16 protein-coding genes and 1 tRNA gene are annotated in these 15,993 nt (G+C 39.9%); 9 read left to right on the top strand and 8 right to left on the bottom strand.

The annotated features are described in order from the left end of the window. Nucleotides 1–184: 184 nt before the first annotated feature. The 3 genes from ACO067_RS02145 to ACO067_RS02135 all read right to left on the bottom strand — a co-directional run bounded on the left by ACO067_RS02145 (nt 185) and on the right by ACO067_RS02135 (nt 2,177). Complete coding sequence (locus ACO067_RS02145; protein ID WP_349676595.1) at nt 185–505, bottom strand: DUF6660 family protein; 321 nt, start codon at nt 503–505, stop codon at nt 185–187. A gap of 56 nt (nt 506–561) precedes the next feature. After that, nucleotides 562–1,824 (bottom strand): site-specific integrase, encoded by a 1,263-nt coding sequence (locus tag ACO067_RS02140; RefSeq protein WP_421870106.1) that lies wholly within the window; start codon nt 1,822–1,824, stop codon nt 562–564. 278 nt (nt 1,825–2,102) lie between these two features. Next, nucleotides 2,103–2,177, bottom strand: a tRNA-Pro gene (locus tag ACO067_RS02135). 216 nt (nt 2,178–2,393) lie between these two features. On the opposite strand from ACO067_RS02135, the gene ACO067_RS02130 reads away from it, so the two are divergent. The 4 genes from ACO067_RS02130 (at nt 2,394) to ACO067_RS02115 (ending at nt 6,151) form a co-directional block, all read left to right on the top strand. Further along, a complete protein-coding gene (locus tag ACO067_RS02130) occupies nt 2,394–2,603 on the top strand; it encodes a hypothetical protein (RefSeq protein ID WP_421870104.1) in 210 nt (69 codons plus the stop codon). Between the two features lie 88 nt (nt 2,604–2,691). Further along, complete coding sequence (locus ACO067_RS02125) at nt 2,692–3,114, top strand: Fur family transcriptional regulator (protein WP_421870101.1); 423 nt, start codon at nt 2,692–2,694, stop codon at nt 3,112–3,114. Then, a complete protein-coding gene (locus tag ACO067_RS02120) occupies nt 3,111–5,492 on the top strand; it encodes a TonB-dependent receptor (protein WP_421870098.1) in 2,382 nt (793 codons plus the stop codon). Before ACO067_RS02125 ends, ACO067_RS02120 begins: the two co-directional genes overlap by 4 nt. Nucleotides 5,493–5,566: 74 nt before the next feature. After that, nucleotides 5,567–6,151 (top strand): hypothetical protein, encoded by a 585-nt coding sequence (locus ACO067_RS02115; RefSeq protein ID WP_421870095.1) that lies wholly within the window; start codon nt 5,567–5,569, stop codon nt 6,149–6,151. Here ACO067_RS02115 and ACO067_RS02110 read toward each other — a convergent pair. Then, the gene (locus ACO067_RS02110) at nt 6,145–7,017 is read right to left on the bottom strand and encodes a diacylglycerol/lipid kinase family protein (protein ID WP_421870092.1); all 873 of its coding nucleotides are present in this window, start codon (nt 7,015–7,017) and stop codon (nt 6,145–6,147) included. The two genes, ACO067_RS02115 and ACO067_RS02110, sit on opposite strands and share 7 nt — an antisense overlap. Nucleotides 7,018–7,032: 15 nt before the next feature. On the opposite strand from ACO067_RS02110, the gene ACO067_RS02105 reads away from it, so the two are divergent. Genes ACO067_RS02105 through ACO067_RS02095 form a run of 3 tightly spaced genes read left to right on the top strand, consistent with a single transcriptional unit; the run spans nt 7,033 to nt 8,608 of the window. Further along, nucleotides 7,033–7,923: a phosphatase domain-containing protein gene (locus ACO067_RS02105; protein ID WP_421870089.1), complete on the top strand. Its 891-nt coding sequence runs from the start codon at nt 7,033–7,035 to the stop codon at nt 7,921–7,923. Between the two features lie 5 nt (nt 7,924–7,928). After that, nucleotides 7,929–8,207, top strand: a complete 279-nt coding sequence (locus ACO067_RS02100) for a GNAT family N-acetyltransferase (RefSeq protein ID WP_421870086.1) — start codon at nt 7,929–7,931, stop codon at nt 8,205–8,207. Next, entirely contained in the window at nt 8,207–8,608 is a 402-nt protein-coding gene (locus ACO067_RS02095; protein WP_421870083.1) for a (4Fe-4S)-binding protein, read from the top strand. Before ACO067_RS02100 ends, ACO067_RS02095 begins: the two co-directional genes overlap by 1 nt. A 3-nt stretch (nt 8,609–8,611) precedes the next feature. On the opposite strand, the gene ACO067_RS02090 is transcribed toward ACO067_RS02095, so the two are convergent. Then, nucleotides 8,612–12,664 carry a hypothetical protein gene (locus ACO067_RS02090; protein WP_421870080.1) on the bottom strand — a complete coding sequence of 1,351 codons (4,053 nt, stop codon included), beginning with the start codon at nt 12,662–12,664 and terminating at the stop codon, nt 8,612–8,614. Between the two features lie 359 nt (nt 12,665–13,023). On the opposite strand from ACO067_RS02090, the gene ACO067_RS02085 reads away from it, so the two are divergent. Further along, nucleotides 13,024–13,479, top strand: coding sequence for a hypothetical protein (locus ACO067_RS02085; RefSeq protein ID WP_421870077.1), 456 nt, complete (start codon nt 13,024–13,026; stop codon nt 13,477–13,479). On the opposite strand, the gene ACO067_RS02080 is transcribed toward ACO067_RS02085, so the two are convergent. Together ACO067_RS02080 and ACO067_RS02075 are read right to left on the bottom strand one after the other, a co-directional pair. Further along, nucleotides 13,468–14,637, bottom strand: a complete 1,170-nt coding sequence (locus tag ACO067_RS02080) for a tetratricopeptide repeat protein (protein WP_421870074.1) — start codon at nt 14,635–14,637, stop codon at nt 13,468–13,470. The genes ACO067_RS02085 and ACO067_RS02080 overlap by 12 nt on opposite strands. A gap of 186 nt (nt 14,638–14,823) precedes the next feature. Further along, nucleotides 14,824–15,015, bottom strand: a complete 192-nt coding sequence (locus ACO067_RS02075) for a hypothetical protein (protein WP_421870071.1) — start codon at nt 15,013–15,015, stop codon at nt 14,824–14,826. Nucleotides 15,016–15,145: 130 nt separating this feature from the next. Between ACO067_RS02075 and ACO067_RS02070 the strand changes: the two genes are divergently transcribed. Continuing rightward, nucleotides 15,146–15,631, top strand: coding sequence for a DUF4920 domain-containing protein (locus tag ACO067_RS02070; RefSeq protein ID WP_421870068.1), 486 nt, complete (start codon nt 15,146–15,148; stop codon nt 15,629–15,631). Here the strand turns inward: ACO067_RS02070 and ACO067_RS02065 are convergent. Next, nucleotides 15,622–15,993 (bottom strand): hypothetical protein, encoded by a 372-nt coding sequence (locus tag ACO067_RS02065; protein ID WP_421870065.1) that lies wholly within the window; start codon nt 15,991–15,993, stop codon nt 15,622–15,624. The genes ACO067_RS02070 and ACO067_RS02065 overlap by 10 nt on opposite strands.

The following is a 15,993-nucleotide window of genomic DNA, read 5'->3' as shown; positions in this document are numbered from 1 at the left end:
TTTTCTTTTTGTGTTTATTCAGTTTTTTCAAGCTGTACAAATAGAATTGAACATGAATAAAGGAATGCCTTTGAAAAAAGGCATATGAAGGGATGTTTAGCGAGCTATCAGGATGATTAAAGACCTTGCATCTTGATAAAAGACTTTATCGGTCAGACATACTGATCCTTCTAAACGCAGGAAATTATGACATTGGAGGTTTAAGAAAACCAGAGATATCAGCGTTGCTGAAATCCTGAAAATAAGAAGTGTAAACCGCTGGTAATTTCACGAGGTGTGTGAAATCAACTCCGGCTGCTGAAACGAAGTGTACATGACAGCAATGGCAAACGCATAACGGGGAGCATCCGTCCCAATCGCTTTGGTGCTCGTGGTTATGATTCCCATCAGTGCTGCTAATAACTGAAACATTATCCTTTGTATTGTCTAAAGGTAAAGTGTCAGCACATGCTAGCCCAGCCAGGGACATAAAGTAAAAACTCAATATGTAGCACGTGATTTTCATTGATTACAAATATAGTGATTTAGATAATGCAATGGTATTGCAAAGTTTATAAGCATTTACTTTGCTTTCATTTGGTTAGAGTAGGTGATGTTTTTTGAAAGCTTTTCTTTTAATATATTCATATCATGGCTTAATTTGGTCTCTACCACTTTGGCATATATCTGAGTAGTTGATATTCGGGAGTGCCCTAGCATTTTGCTTACTGATTCTATAGGCACGCCATTACTTAATGTAACTGTAGTAGCAAATGTATGTCTGGCCAAATGGAACGTTAGGTTCTTTTCAATACCGCACAAGTCTGCTACTTCTTTCAAATAAGAGTTTAGTTTTTGGTTGGACATGCTTGGAAGCAAGGTGCCTTCATTTAATACTTTGGGATGATCCTGATATTTATATATAATATCTAATGCTTGCTGAAGAAGTGGTACACGAACTGCATTGCTGGTTTTCTGCCTACTAGTAGAGATCCATAAACCTCCATCAATTCCCTTAGTGATATTATCGGGTGTAAGATTTACTACATCAATATAAGACAGGCCTGTATAGCAGCTAAATACAAAAAGGTCCTTTACCTGCTGTAGTCTTGTAATGTTAAACTCTTTTTGTTCAATTGTCTGTAATTGTTCATCACTCAGGTAGCCTCTTTCTACTTTATCAAATTTAGGCTGATACTTGGCAAATGGATCATTGTTCATCCACTCCATACGAATGGCCAGGTTTATCATTTTCCTGAAACGCTCCATGTGTTTCATTATACCATTATTACCCAATGGTTTATGATGGTCGACTGGTTTCCACTCCCTCAAGAAGAATTCAAAGTCAGTAATGAACTTGTAGTTGATCTGAGTCAAAAAAACGTCTGTGGTACCGCATTTCATTTTAAGGAAGCGTTCGAGGTATTTCTGTGTGGTGAAGTAGTTTTTCATCGTACCCCAGGCAAGTGTATCTTTCATCTTTGTATTGTGGTATTCCACAAGTTTACACAATGTGTGTTCTCGTTTGTCTATGCCCAGAAACTGGTTCTTGATTGCATCAGCTGTAGCCAGCTTGCCTTGTAGTACCATGCTTTGGTAATGCTCTACCAGCTTGGCTCGTACTTGCTCTAAGTATCGATTCAGGCTTCTGATTTCTTCTCGGCTGCCTTTGGCCATGCCTCGGCTGCTGTTCCAACTGGATTCTTCAATAGAACGTTTGATCGAAAGATCAACACGTCTGCCATCTACTGTAATGCGTGCGTAGATTGGTGCTTTGCCATTTTTGGCTTTGTACTTCCTTAAATAGAAGATTACTCCGAAAGTGTTTGTACTGGTGTCCATCATATTTCAACTTTTGGTTTGTGTCCATCTGATGACCCGGGCTGTGCCCCAACTCGTTTTCAGTCTTCAAACGGTAATATTTGAAACCAAAGAATATGACTTAATTAACTGATAAGCAGATAATTAAAAACATATTGTACCCCAAATATAAGATTTAAAATGGGGCACCGAATAGGGCACATTTTCGTTGAAATTGATTGATATTAATTGGTAGGATAAAAACAAAAAAGCCCCTAAATCATAAGATTTAGAGGCTTTAGGCTTCTTTCGAAGCTAATGAGTCGGGGTGGCAGGATTCGAACCTGCGACCCCCTGGTCCCAAACCAGGTACACTAACCGGACTGTGCTACACCCCGAACTTTTAAAAATTTGCTGATTTGACCGCTTCTTTCTACCCCTCTGCCTCAAATCAGGATGCAAATATAGAACTTTTTTAAAGCAGAAAAAGAGATGATGAAAAAAAATCAAAACTTCTTTTTTCATGCTTGTGGGGGTTACTTTTTATTTCGCTGGACTATTAAAAAAGTGTAAAAAAATATTGATATATTTACATTTTAACAACCAGCTATATTATGTATTCATATCATTTAAGACCAGCACGAGTCAAGTTGTTGGCAGTCATCCTATTATTGAGTATACTGACCTTGTTCAGTTCATGCGCTGCTTCTAACACCAAGAATTATTCCTGGACAGACTTGAAGCATTCCAGAGAACTAGATAAAAAGAAAGGCAAGAAACTCAAAAAGGTGCAAAAACCGTACGCAAAGAGATACGACTACTGAGGGCTCATGGGAGCAGTTACTTGATGATCCAATAAATTAAACATTACTAAGATGCAAGTCTGTTGCAATTATTATATTTGTAGCAGATATGAAATACAGCGATTTAAAGCAAGTACTAAAAAACCATAAGTTGCGTGTTACTGATACGCGCATGGACGTGTTGGAGTATTTTGTGAAGGAGGAGAAGGCCCTTTCGTTCAAAGATCTGGAGGTTAAGTTCAAGGATTATGATCGGGTGACTCTTTATCGCACCTTAAATTCATTCACTGACAATGGAGTTTTGCATAAAATTCCAGACGACAGTGGCTTTGCCACATATGGTGTTTGCTATCAAACTTGCGATCATAACGAACACCATCACAATCACATGCATTTTAAGTGTACCCAGTGTGGTGTGATCGAATGTGTGGATGAGCACATTCCTCATTTCAGCATTCCTGGTTATCAGGTACATGAGGCCAATCTGATCTTATCTGGATTATGCCAAAAATGCAATCCAAATAATCGATGAGAATCATATTGCTATTGTTATTCTTCTGGACGACACTACAGCTGATCGCACAAGACTGTGAGGTAAAGGTCTCAGGGGTGGTGCTGGATTTTGAAACAAAAGAGCCTATTCCGTTTGTCACGGTATTGTCTTCAGAGAAGGGTAAGGGGGCAGTTACTGATCTGCATGGTCAATTCACGATTGAGCACCTATGTGATAGTGAAGTAGAGCTCATCATCAGTCATTTAGGATATAAAAAAACGACCCATCACCATGATGCTTATCATGATGAGCCAGTAATATATCTCGCTGCTGATGATCAGCTATTAGAAAGTGTGGTTGTAGAAGGTGAGTACTATCCCTCCGCCATTAAAACCATAACAGTAGATCAAATAGATCAGGCCCACATTTCCAGCCAACAGTCAACGAATTTTGGGGAATTGGTTGGGACTATCTCGGGGGTGTCTACCATCTCTACGGGACAGAATATTGTGAAGCCAATCATTCATGGGTTGCACAGCAATAGAGTATTGATAATTAACAACGGTGTTCGTCACGAATTTCAGAACTGGGGAGTGGAGCATGCTCCAGAGATTGATCCCTCTTCCGCCAATTCTATCAAGGTAGTGAAGGGTGCTGCCACTGTGCGCTATGGTCCCGATGCTTTAGGAGGAGTGCTCTTGATTGACCCTCAAAAGCCAGAGCTTTCCTCACATCTGCATGGTGAATTAAAAACCAATACTGCGACTAACGGTAGGGCTTATGGAGGGCAGTTGCTTTTGCAGAAAGGTTGGGATCAACTGGCGATTGGGGTGAATGGCTCTTACCAACGCCAGGGTGATTTGCACGCACCACAGTATCAATTGACCAATACAGGGAAGGAAGAGTATAGTTTTTCTATTCTCGGTAAGTATCATTTTCGTAATTTTGATTTGGAAGGTTACTACAGTCATTTTTCTCAGGATTTGGGCATTCTGAGAGGTTCAGTAAGTGGCAATTTGGATGATTTTAAGCAGGCTTTGGATCGGACCATACCAGCTAACACTCAGCCATTCTCTTATCAAATAGACAACCCAAAGCAGGTGGTGACTCATGACCTACTGAAACTTAAAGCCTCCTGGGTGTTTGATCATCAGGATTTGGAAATCCAATACGCTTATCAGAAGAATAACAGGCAGGAATTTGATGTACGTAGATCTTCGTTGGCCTCTTTCCCGATCATTAATCTTGGCCTTGGTACACACAGCCTGGATTTGGTCTGGAATCGGGAAGGTTCGGCGGTAGAGAGTTCTTATGGCCTTCAAACCACTTACAGGGACAATAACGTCCTGCCAGGTACACGAACTACACCGTTTTTGCCAAATTATAACGGAGTGAGTCTTGGGTTGTTCTCGATACAGTCTCTGGAAATTGACAAGAGTATACTGGAGTTGGGCTTGCGGTACAACTTTGAATATCAGCATATCAGGGGCATTGATCAATATGAAAATAACTATGCTGATCAACTCCAGTTTTCTCAGTTGACAGGTTCGTTCGGGTTTATGTTTCCGATCAATCGTACCATGACCTATAATTCCAACCTGGGTATGGGATGGAGAATCCCTAATATTTGGGAACTCTACAGTTTTGGCAAACATGGAGTGAATATTGAATATGGTCTCTGGAGATATCGTCAAACAGACGAAGGTATAGAGTCAGCCAATGTGCTGAATCAGTCTGAGAAGCGAGTGAATCCAGAAACAGGCTTGAAATGGATACATACTTTGTCTTCAGACAAAGCAAATACGTCATGGGAGCTCACAGGCTATGCTAATTATATCTTCAATTACCTGTATGCAAAGCCGGCCGGAGTTACCTCTACTGTGAACGGCGTCTATCCATACTTCATCTATGACCAAACCAACGCTGTTATAGCTGGGGCGGATATGACATATCGCCATAGTATTCATGAGAATGTAGAAGGAGAACATCAGATTAGCTATGTTTTTGCTAAAGACGTGCTGAATAGTGACAACTTTGTGGAGATTCCTCCATTGATGATGAGCACAAAGTGGAGTTATCAATCCAATTGGAAAGCAATAGGGTTTCCTGAGTTCTTTGCCAAAGGAACTTACAGGTGTCAGTATTGGCAGCAACCACGAACCATCGCTCCAGATGCATTTCGTTTGGGATCTACAGATGAGGTAGCCAATGAAGGTAATTTTGACTTAATGGATGCTCCTCCAGGATATTTTTTGGTAGATATTGGAGTTCAAAGCTCCTTTCGAAAGGTACAGGTGCTGTTTCGTGCCAACAATGTATTGAATACGAGTTATCGCATGAATACAGACCGTTTAAGGTATTTTTCGGATCAAATAGGTCGTAATTTCAAGGTGAGCGTCAAATTCCAATTTCAATAAATGCAATAAAGTTGCAAATAAGACATTAGTGTAATATTATTGCATTATATAAATTAAGCATTGAATAAAAAACTATGAAAAAGACACTATTATCACTTCTCTTGCTATCTGGATTGATATTGGTATCCTGCGACGAGGATGTGCCAGAGGCAGAAGACGCTCCAGAAATGATCACCAAGGTTGAGTTATTATTTTCTCCGAAAAGTGGCGGAGCTCCAATTGTTGTTACCGCTGTAGATAATGATGGTGCTGGACCCAATAACCTCGAGCCTTCCGGCCAAATTGAGCTTCAGGGTGGGGAGAGTTACGACTTATTCGTAAGCTTTGAAAACACCATCAACGAAGAAGATATAACCGAAGAGGTTAAGGATGAGAGTGATGAGCATCAGATTTTTTATGGATTTACTGAAGGCATTTTTGAAAGTCCTACAGGAGCTGGAAACTTGATAAAAGACGATGGCCAGGTTAACTACCTGGATGAGGATGCGAATGGATTGCCTTTGGGATTGATTACTTCATGGGTGGTAGGTAACTCTAGCGGGTTTGGATCGTTTCGCCTAGTGTTGAAGCATCAGCCTGATGGTATCAAATCGACTACTTCAGGGGCTTCAGATGGTGAGACGGATGTTGATGTGAGTTTTGTGCTATCCATTCAATAATCTTCAGGAGGAGTTAAGACCTTGACAGGAGTTAAATGTCTCCTGATGTGCAGTGTGGAGGCCGTGCCCATGTACTCTCCATCGATCTGGAAGTTCGTTGCCTGTTTTAGTTTGATGGTTGCCGAGCTGACAGATTGCACTTCAAATATTGAGTTCTGGTTATCATTGGACTCTTCGTTAAACAAACTGCTGAAAATAGAATCTGGCGAAAGCTCTTTCATCATGCAGAGTTCGAAGAGTCCGTCATTGATTTGACCTTTAGGATTGATCAAATAGCCTGTACCATACCTTCTGCTGTTTGCTATAACGAGGAAGCTGGTATGCGTTTTCACCTGATAATCTCCGGACTCAATAGATACCTCAAACTGCTGGTTAATGTTTGGTAATTCTTGAATTGCGCTTACCGCATATCCAAGGAATCCACGTCGTTCTTCTTGTTCGTACCTTTTGATAAGTGAAGCATTCAACCCTAAGTCAGCCATATGAATCATTGGTAGATCGTTGATCAAGATGATATCCATCATCAGGGTATGGTCTGCCTTCATGATGGCTGATACATTCTCCAAATTAATACCCAAATCTGTGGCCAATCCATTGGCAGACCCTGAGGGTATGATGGCTAACGTTTTATCATTCTTAGCTACTGTAATAACCAGTTGATTGATGGTGCCATCTCCACCAGCTATTCCCACCACATCTGGCTGAAATGATTTGATTTCTTGATCGAGTGTCTCTGAGTCGTCAGTACCAGTGGTGTACATAAAAGCAATTTTGTCATTGCAGAATGTATTTTTTAATTCTGATATGAGTTGCTCTTTGTCAGTTCCACCAGACACAGGATTGATAACAAAAAGGTATTTTTTCATCTTATATACGAAAGTATGTCAGAAAACAGGCCATTCATAAAACTCTACAAACCATATGCCAGCCATGAGGTAACCTACATCATGGGGCATGTGTTACGTTCACCAGCAAAGAAACGTGATCGCATTACCAAAAACCCGTTTAAGAACGCCCTGGAGATGGTACGTAGGTATCGGGTGAAAGGTATTAAAAACACAGAGGTAGAATTAGTAGTAGGTGGGAAAACGAGGGTGACCTACACTGAGCGTGATGGTTACTTTGAATTTGCATACAAAACCACCGAACTCTCATGCGAGGCTCAAGTGAGACTGCCCAATTTTGATTTAACTCAACAGGTCAGCTATGTAGCGAAAAATCCGGACAAAATTATCGTGACCGATATCGATGATACCCTGCTGGTTTCTCATTCCACTAGTTTATTGAAAAAAATGTATTTACTGCTTACGAAGAACTACCAACGCAGAAGAGCTTTTGATGGAATTGTGAGTCTATATGAAGACTTAATGGGTAATACGGGTGAGATATTCTATGTGAGTAGTAGTGAGTGGAATTTGTACGATTTTCTCAAGGATTTTGTGAACTACAATGGATTTCCTAACGGTGTTTTTCTACTCCAGGAGCTCAAATCTGGGCTACGAGACCTATTGAATAGTGGAGGAGGTAGCCATCAGCACAAGCGAAAAAAAATAGATCGCTTGCTTGCTACATATCCATCCGCTTCATTTATCTTGATAGGAGATAGCGGCCAGAAGGATCCGGCAATCTATGAATCGGTAGTCGCTGAGTACCCACATCGTATTAGCAAGGTTTACATTAGAGACGTGAGGAAGTCACGCAAGATGAAACTTCGTGCGCTGAGTGAGCGACTGGCTCTAGAAGGTGTGGCAATGGAAATACTGGAAAAATAATGCCTATGAAAGTTGATCAGGAAGATAATGGAACTAAAGGTCGGTTTTTTGTCAAAGAAGGTGATGAGATTGCCGGAGAAATGACCTACACCTGGGCGGGTAATGACCGGATAATTATAGACCACACAGAGGTGAATGATGCATTCCGTGGCAAGCGTGTCGGATTCGAGATGGTTAAAAATGCCGTGGAGTTCGCCAGAGCTAAGGGTATTTCGATTATCCCACTGTGTCCTTTTGCAAAGTCTGTTTTCAACAAATTCCCTGAATTTAACGACGTTTTGTGATGAGTGTAAAAGAGTATGAAAAAGATGGAGTGACGGTCGTTTGGAAGCCTGATGTTTGTATTCATTCTGAAAAGTGTTTTCGAGGGTTACCCGGAGTTTTTAATCCAAAGGAACGTCCGTGGATCAATATGGAAGGTGCCTCTGTAGAGGATATAGTCAATCAGGTAGGGAGATGTCCTTCTGGAGCATTGAGTATCAAGCAACCGGAAAGAGACAGTGAAGAGTACCAACGTGTGGAGGTGACACCTGCAGGTCCACTTATCATCAGAGGTAAGGTGGTAGTCTGCAAAGTAGACGGTGAGGAGGAAGTAAGAGAGCAAGTGGCCTTGTGTAGGTGTGGAGGCTCTTCTAACAAACCCTTTTGTGATGGTACACACAAGCGAAATGGCTTTTCTGATTAAGTCCTAGCGATTTTTTTTGAGTGCGTCATATTTTTGGCGTATTTCTTCGTTTTGTTGTTTAATTTCTTTCTTATTGTTTTTAGCGCCGATACTGCTCACCACGCCACTTAGCAGTGCTTTGCCCCAATAATTAAAGATTGATTTTGATTGATCTCTTTCGTGAAAGATACTGCCATCTCTCACAAAAATGAAGTGTGGGTTTTTGGTGTTTACGACAAACGTATTAGCAAAAAAGGTTTTTAGAGATGCACCAAAACCTTTGGTATTATAGCTTTCTTGATTGAGTACATTTATTTTAAGATCGTCATAGTAGAATGTCATCTCTCCCAGGGCATATTGATCATTGGCGTCAAACATGAAATCAACCATCTGTGAGGTGCCGCTCCTGACTTGTACGAAGGCAGTGTTTTCCAGGAACTTACTCAACTCCGTAAGGTTCATATCTCCTACCTGCCCAGATAGTGAGTAAGCATCTACAGTAGATGTCAGATCAAATGTAGAGGTAAGATTGAAGTCTCCTGTTTCCATCAGTACCCCAGTGGCTTTAAACACCATGTTCGGATCAATCGTCAGCTGACTTGGATCGTTAGTAATGTTTGTAAGGCTTGCATCGATTTTCTGAAAATAGATCGTTCCAGGTAACTCACCTGTTTCGGAGTACTCAGAGTGATTGACAAAGCCATTTCGCACCAGCAGTGTATCCACTTTGAGGCGAATAGGAGCCATTTGCAATAAGGATGCAGGTAGGGGTTTTTCCTGGTTTGGAGGTCGGGGTAGTCGCTTGTCACGATGCGTATCCAAGTTAAACTGATCAATTTCAACCTTACTTATTAGCAAAAGCTGGTTGTTGATTATCGAATCGATATCAAAATCATGAAGGTAGATACTGGCTATTGATCCATCCAGCCAGTCCTTCTGAAAATCTATTTTTGTCTGAAACTCCCCACGATTGAAAAGCGGGATAAGACGAAGGTCTTTCAGTTCCACATGTTTGTCGGTATGGTCATAAGCGTAGTGTCCAAGTCTCACGCGATACAAACTGTCAGGTAGTGTATAGCTGAGGTTAGACCCGCTTAGATCGAGACTCTGAAACAAATGATGAGAAAACTCCACACGGATCAGTGAATCGTAGATGAATTCATTTATGGTCAAATTCAGACCGTGAAACTCTAATGAATCGCCATGGTTCAATTCATCTTTATGCAAATTGATTTTACCATCTTTCAAAGAAAAGTTTTTGATCGCAATGTTTGGAGGGTTAGATGCTTTAGACTGCTGTGCTTTAACTCCAAATTTGATAGAGGGCTGATCAAGCGCTAGCGAATCCATTGTAAACTGACCATGGTCTAGTAAGTGATTGGTTACCAAGCCTTTGATTTGCATTTTGGGAATGCTAAGGTCTAGAATGTTGGAATGCTTGTAGGAGAGATTTTGCAGCGATAAATTGCCCGTCTTGGTGTCTATCAGTGAATGACCTATGCGAATATTGTCATCAAGCTTGCGAATGCCTATGGATGTTTGCTTAGCATCAAATAAGTAGTTGTTAGCGAAAAACAGATTCGAATCATTCAGCATATCAAAATCATGGATCAAGACGTCAAAATCTCTCGACTCAAGCGTGAACCCTGTCAGGTTATTGGAAAAACTGAGGTTACCACTGCCGATATTGAATGATTCAAAGCTGATCAGGTCTTTGGCTTCCTTTCTTGACGAGGTGTCTTTGGGAGTTGCTATGGTAATTTCCACATTTGGATGCTTCAGAAACCCACTACTAAATGCTATTTCTTGATCGTTGATCAGTCGATGAAAATTGAGTTGACGGAGTTTGAGCTCGCTGGATATTACTTTGTAATGATTGTAGTTACTATCAAGAGAGTAAGGAAGTAAGGCTAGGTTATTGATGTCGAGGGTGGAATCTCGTTGTGAGATGGATATATTGTTTCCCGATAGTCCATGGTGTATATCATTAAATGAAATGTGAATAGTGTCTGCATGAAAATCGATGCCCGTGAAGTATTCGTTGATGATAGTATCGTAATGAAAGCTACTTAAAACAGTGCTTATACTGTCCATATGAGAAATGACACGCTGGTTTTTGACAACATTGACTTTTCCACGATCTACCCGTACTTTTTGAAAGAACACCTTGTGAATGATGTCATTGACCCGATCTTTGGAAATACTTGATTCTTGATCCAGGTCTATCAGGAAATGAGGTCCATGTGCGGTAAGTGAATCAAATATGATAAACCCCGTATGTATGAGGCTGTCTTTTTTAAGTCCATTGATTATCAACGTATCAATTTCAATGGGTCGGTTATTATTCTTGATTTGAGCCAGGTCATAAATCCTGGTTTCAGCAAAATCAGGAGTCACATTGATGGAAGATACCGCCAGGGCGCCATTTACTCCGCTCAGTTGCAAGTCATTTATTTCAATATCCGCATTATTCCAATCATCTCTAAACCGAAGAACAGAGTTAGAGTCAAGAGCGGCTGAAATATTATTAACTACTGCAGTAAGGCTATTGATTTTAATGTTTTCTTCGTTTCGGCTTACATCAAATTTTCCTTCGTTGATTCTGATTTGGTCCAGGGAAATTGATCGGAGCAGAGAAATACCATTTTTATCAACTTGTTGGTCGAGTTGTCCGATTATAGCCGGTTGATCTAATGATACCACTCGCCCAGAAAATGAGTGCTCGAGCCAGGCTTTTCGAAAGTCAAAACCCAAAATACGTGACTTGGGAACATCCACATTGATAGTACTTTGACTTTGCGTCTCATTTAATGCAACAAATTTAAATTGGCTTACCTCCAGCAATGAGTCCATGGAAGAGGCCAAAATCTGCTGTACTGCTATGTGTTTGCTCGAATCGCGATTTCTTATACCAACTTCCTCCGCATTTACCAGAAAGTCTTGAAAGAAGAGCTGTTGGGTTGGGTTTTGGAGGTAACTGGAGTCTACAAAGAAGTCATGTATTTCCACATTGATTCCTTGAGACTGAAAAACAAAATCACTGCCATCTGCAGATTCTGAAAAATCAATGGTTCCATCCTCAATGAATAGTTTTCCTACTTCGATGATATTGAACAGTTTGAAAATAGAAGGCACGACATCTGCCTTTCGTTGAGTGGAGGTACGATGCAGGAGTCGGATTTTTGGAGATAGCATTCGCACCGAGTCTAGTTGCAGATGATTCTCCGTGTATGCTTTTTGGAAGTTGAGCCCTCTAAAATTTAATCCTGGAATGCTCAATTGGTAGTTGTTACTCGATGTGATTGCTGCTGCACCTTCTCTAGGAGACAACTCTATATTTTTGAATAGAATATTTTGCGATTGGGTGGAGATATCGAGTGACTCTATATCCAGCTGGTGTATACTGTCTTCGAGTAAAAAGTGCTGATTAGTAAGCCTTAAGGTAATATTGTCCGTGTTGAGAAACTTATCCGTTTGTGTGGTGCTATCCAGACTGAATTTACTGATACCAAAATCAAGCTCTTTTAAAAGAATTTTAAAATCTTCGTCAGTAAGCGTTTGGTAAGTCAGGGAGGCGTTCTTTATGCCCAGACTGTCGATCTCTAGCTTGTACAAGTTTTCTTCAATCAATTTATAAAGGTCTCCAGACTCTATAGACAAAGTCGTTTGTGTTTGATCCAATTCTGTTTTTGTGATAAGGATCTGAGGGTCTATGATGACAATTTGTTCGAATGTAAGCGTACGATTCCAATAAACTTCCCATAGCGATTTCAAGGAAATTTCAATTTTCGGAATATGGAGTTGATAGGTTCTTTTACTATTTCCAGATTCAATTGGCGTTAAATCGAGATCGGTGATTTCAAGTCTCTTCTTTAGAATAGAGATGTCCAGTAGCAGGAAGTCCACTTCATATTGCTGGTCGGACTGCCTTTTGACCAGTTCACGAACCAATCTGCCAGAGAGTTCCGGTCCATATATGTAGACGAAATAGTAGGAAGACGCGATAGTGGCAACACTAAAGAATATTAGTGTGACCCTTAGAATTATTTTGCTGATTGCTTTATTGCTGGCGGCCATCTACTCAAAATAATAGAAAATATGGGGATAAATCACATGTCAGGAGCATGATATTTATGAGGTACATTTTTGAAAGAATTATCGATTGCGTTATCTTTCAGGTAATTGATCATTCTGATCAGCGGTGGAAAATAGGGCTACACTACTTCTAGTGTGGCCTTTTTTTATCATTTGAAATAAAAAATCTTCGCAAATCACGTTCAATGCTTTGAAATACTATCAAATGATAGTATCTTTACCACATATAGATAGTGAGTATCTATTTTCCATAGCTGGTTCTTAATGAGGGAGGGTTACAAGCAGTAACCCTTCTTTTTTATGGGTATTTTACTTATTTTTAACCAACAGCTAAATTTCAAATGGATATCAACGACCGTATATCGGATTTAATTACGAACCTGGAGACTAATCCAAATTCCTTCGCCGACAAAATAGGAGTGAAGAGTCCGGTTATTTACAACATCATCAAAGGTCGTAGAAGCAAGCCCAGCTATGATCTTCTACAAAAAATTCTTATTACTTACAGTGCAATCAATGCCAATTGGTTGCTAAAGGGTGAGGGTGATATCTGGCGTGAAGAAAAAGAGAGCATTGCCCTGGATGAAGGATACGAGAGCATTGAGAACCGGATTGTGAGTTTGGTGGATAGCTTGAGATCTGAACTCGGTCTGAATCCCTCACTTGAGGAGCTATCTGAGCTGATCAGAACATTGCTCAAGGAGAACATGCATCAGCGAAATAAGATTCAGGCCCTTTACACCAAGCAGGATAGAATTCTGGAGCTTTTGAGAAATAAGCTTTCCTTAGACATCTGAGGTTAGCTCGATGTTGTAAAGCTCTCTGGCAAGGTTTTGCTTCATTCTCCTCTGACGATACATCATCATTAGTACGATCGAAAGGAAGATAAATGCCGTCCCGCTGATTCCAAATTTGGCTATTCGCTCCGTATTTTTCTTCTCCTGATCAGCAGCAAGTAGGTCGTAATAGCGATCCGTCAATAATTGGATATTGTATTTTTTGTCAAGTTCAGTAATTTCTTCTTGCTTTGCGATATACTCTTCTAACTTTTCACTGTATGTTTCTTTATAATGCAGTGCCATCTTTATATTGCCCTGCATCTCATAGGTTGTGCTCAAGAGCTGATAGACTGAATAAGTCTCTGCATTATTAGTGAATGAGTTTTTGATTATGTCTTCAGCTTTTAAGAATTTTTCAAGAGCGAGGTGTGTTTCATTTAAACTAATATAAGTTTGGCCTAATTCCTGAAGAGCTCTAAATAAACGATAGTTCAATTTTTTCTCCTCACTATATCTTATCACATCTTCCAAAAATGAAATTGCTTCTTCGAATTTGCCTTTTTTAATGCTGATTAAAGCCAGGTTATGCTTACTAAGTGCATACATTTCTTTATCAGTACCTGGGTCGTTACTTATTATATACTGATAACAAGAAGCTGCTTTTTCTAGATCACCTAGGTTAAGATATGCAGTACCTTCTTTATTCTTAAGTTGAATTATTTTATCCTGGTCTAGATTGAATTTGCTTCTTAGCGAATCAATGGTCGAAAGGGCCTCATCATACTTTTCCTCTTGAAGATATACGTATACAAGGTTGTTGGTAAGACTGATTATTTGCTTTTCGTTATTGTATTTATAGCTTAACTCTATTCCGTCTTTAATAAACTTCTTGGCAAGGTCATAATGCTTGTAATCAGTAAGAATTGACTCAAGATTCTTATGCATAGATATTACTGAAGACTTTACTGAAACATCATCAGATAAGAGTCCCATTCTAGAACCTTCTAAATAATAGATGATTGCATTCCCAAAATCATCAGTATTTTCGGCTATATAACCTAAAACAAAATAAAGTTGAGTTAAATGGTAGTAGTCTTGTTGTAGTTTGGCCTCTTGAAGAACCTTCAGGGCTTCAATTCTTGTTTGCTCCAAGTCATCAGAGCCAAATATTTCCATGACTCTCGTGTATTCCGAGGCTAAATCCGAGGAATACGCAGAGGAAACAATCGTAGTGAACAATAAGACCAGTATGAAATACTTCCGCAAACCGAATCAATAATTTATTGTCGAAAGATAAAAAAAAGTCATGATAACTATCATGACTTTTTCGATGAATTATTTAACAAAAGCGTTTTATGGAAATTATCCTCCTGTTCCAACGCCTGGTTTGTCTTTATCTTCTTTATTCTCACCGGTGGAGTCATCGGCATGAATTGGTTTGCCAATTTCCGTATTATCCATTATTTCATCCATGGTTTCGTCCTGGGAGCACGCGCCAAGTGTAAAAGCTGTTGCAAAAATTACAAGTACTGAGAATCTTTTTAATCTGTTCATAGCATTAAAATGTTTTTGTTGATAATTCTTAAATTTACAATGTATTGAATTGTCATATACCGTTAATATTGAACAATTTACAAACAAGTAATTCTCTTAAAATCAGTGTTTTATAAACAGTTTTAATCCTATGTCAAGGTTATTATCCACAAAATTGAGTGTTATCACTACGATAACAGTGTTATTCATTGCCATTATGTCAGGTTGTCAAAACCCGACCGAAGAATGGGAGTCTTTTGGTGAGGAAATCGCAGTAGAAGATGTGCCAAAAACAGCAAGCATGCTACAGCAGGTCTCTATAAAGGACACAACCAATGTGAAGTTTGTAGGGGAAATCGAAGAGGTATGTCAAATGAAAGGCTGCTGGATGACCTTAAAATCTGAGAATGGCGAGCGAATTCGCGTTACTTTCAAAGATTACGGCTTTTTTGTACCTAAAGATGCTGCTGGAAGAGAAGTGATTATAGACGGACTGGCATCTCTAAGTGAGCTGGACGAGGAGACCGCAAGACATTATGCTGATGATGCAGGTCGAGAATTTGATGCCGCAAAAGATCTGAAGGAAGTGTCTATCGTGGCATCTGGAGTATTGATCAAAAAACCAGCTCAGCTATAAAAGCTCTTTGTCTTTTTCTTCAGAAATAATTGCCTGAAACTGTTGCCAGATAAAGCTCCTAAAGCACCGGCTAGTGCTCCGATTACTCCCGTGAGGATCAGAAGAAATATGGCGTCCTGAAAAGGAAATAGCTGTACGATTTTATTGGACAAAATGGCTTCAGTTTTCAGGTCTATGTACCATGCATAGCTCATCCAAAGCAATCCTCCACCTAGAAAACCAGCAATAAACACATTAATACCATGACCTGGGATGCTAAATCCGACCAGAAAAGCTACCACTATAAGTATCCACCAGGGTAGATAAAGGGACAGTAGATACGAAATGGCAATAATGAGAATGATTCTACTGATTAGTTTCAT

The sequence above is a fragment of the Marinoscillum sp. genome (genome assembly GCF_965229915.1).
GTDB lineage: Bacteria > Bacteroidota > Bacteroidia > Cytophagales > Cyclobacteriaceae > Marinoscillum.
This window is presented reverse-complemented; position numbering and strand designations above follow the sequence as displayed.

What these genes read in the sequence shown, in the direction of transcription:
- ACO067_RS02125 (WP_421870101.1), top strand. Translation starts at nt 2,692, where the DNA reads ATGAAATACAGCGATTTAAAGCAAGTACTAAAAAACCATAAGTTGCGT.
- ACO067_RS02120 (WP_421870098.1), top strand. Translation starts at nt 3,111, where the DNA reads ATGAGAATCATATTGCTATTGTTATTCTTCTGGACGACACTACAGCTG.
- ACO067_RS02075 (WP_421870071.1), bottom strand. Translation starts at nt 15,015, where the DNA reads ATGAACAGATTAAAAAGATTCTCAGTACTTGTAATTTTTGCAACAGCT.
- ACO067_RS02070 (WP_421870068.1), top strand. Translation starts at nt 15,146, where the DNA reads ATGTCAAGGTTATTATCCACAAAATTGAGTGTTATCACTACGATAACA.
- ACO067_RS02065 (WP_421870065.1), bottom strand. Translation starts at nt 15,993, where the DNA reads ATGAAACTAATCAGTAGAATCATTCTCATTATTGCCATTTCGTATCTA.
- ACO067_RS02130 (WP_421870104.1), top strand. Translation starts at nt 2,394, where the DNA reads ATGTATTCATATCATTTAAGACCAGCACGAGTCAAGTTGTTGGCAGTC.
- ACO067_RS02105 (WP_421870089.1), top strand. Translation starts at nt 7,033, where the DNA reads ATGTCAGAAAACAGGCCATTCATAAAACTCTACAAACCATATGCCAGC.
- ACO067_RS02080 (WP_421870074.1), bottom strand. Translation starts at nt 14,637, where the DNA reads ATGGAAATATTTGGCTCTGATGACTTGGAGCAAACAAGAATTGAAGCC.
- ACO067_RS02110 (WP_421870092.1), bottom strand. Translation starts at nt 7,017, where the DNA reads ATGAAAAAATACCTTTTTGTTATCAATCCTGTGTCTGGTGGAACTGAC.
- ACO067_RS02140 (WP_421870106.1), bottom strand. Translation starts at nt 1,824, where the DNA reads ATGATGGACACCAGTACAAACACTTTCGGAGTAATCTTCTATTTAAGG.
- ACO067_RS02115 (WP_421870095.1), top strand. Translation starts at nt 5,567, where the DNA reads ATGAAAAAGACACTATTATCACTTCTCTTGCTATCTGGATTGATATTG.
- ACO067_RS02100 (WP_421870086.1), top strand. Translation starts at nt 7,929, where the DNA reads ATGAAAGTTGATCAGGAAGATAATGGAACTAAAGGTCGGTTTTTTGTC.
- ACO067_RS02090 (WP_421870080.1), bottom strand. Translation starts at nt 12,664, where the DNA reads ATGGCCGCCAGCAATAAAGCAATCAGCAAAATAATTCTAAGGGTCACA.
- ACO067_RS02145 (WP_349676595.1), bottom strand. Translation starts at nt 505, where the DNA reads ATGAAAATCACGTGCTACATATTGAGTTTTTACTTTATGTCCCTGGCT.
- ACO067_RS02085 (WP_421870077.1), top strand. Translation starts at nt 13,024, where the DNA reads ATGGATATCAACGACCGTATATCGGATTTAATTACGAACCTGGAGACT.
- ACO067_RS02095 (WP_421870083.1), top strand. Translation starts at nt 8,207, where the DNA reads ATGAGTGTAAAAGAGTATGAAAAAGATGGAGTGACGGTCGTTTGGAAG.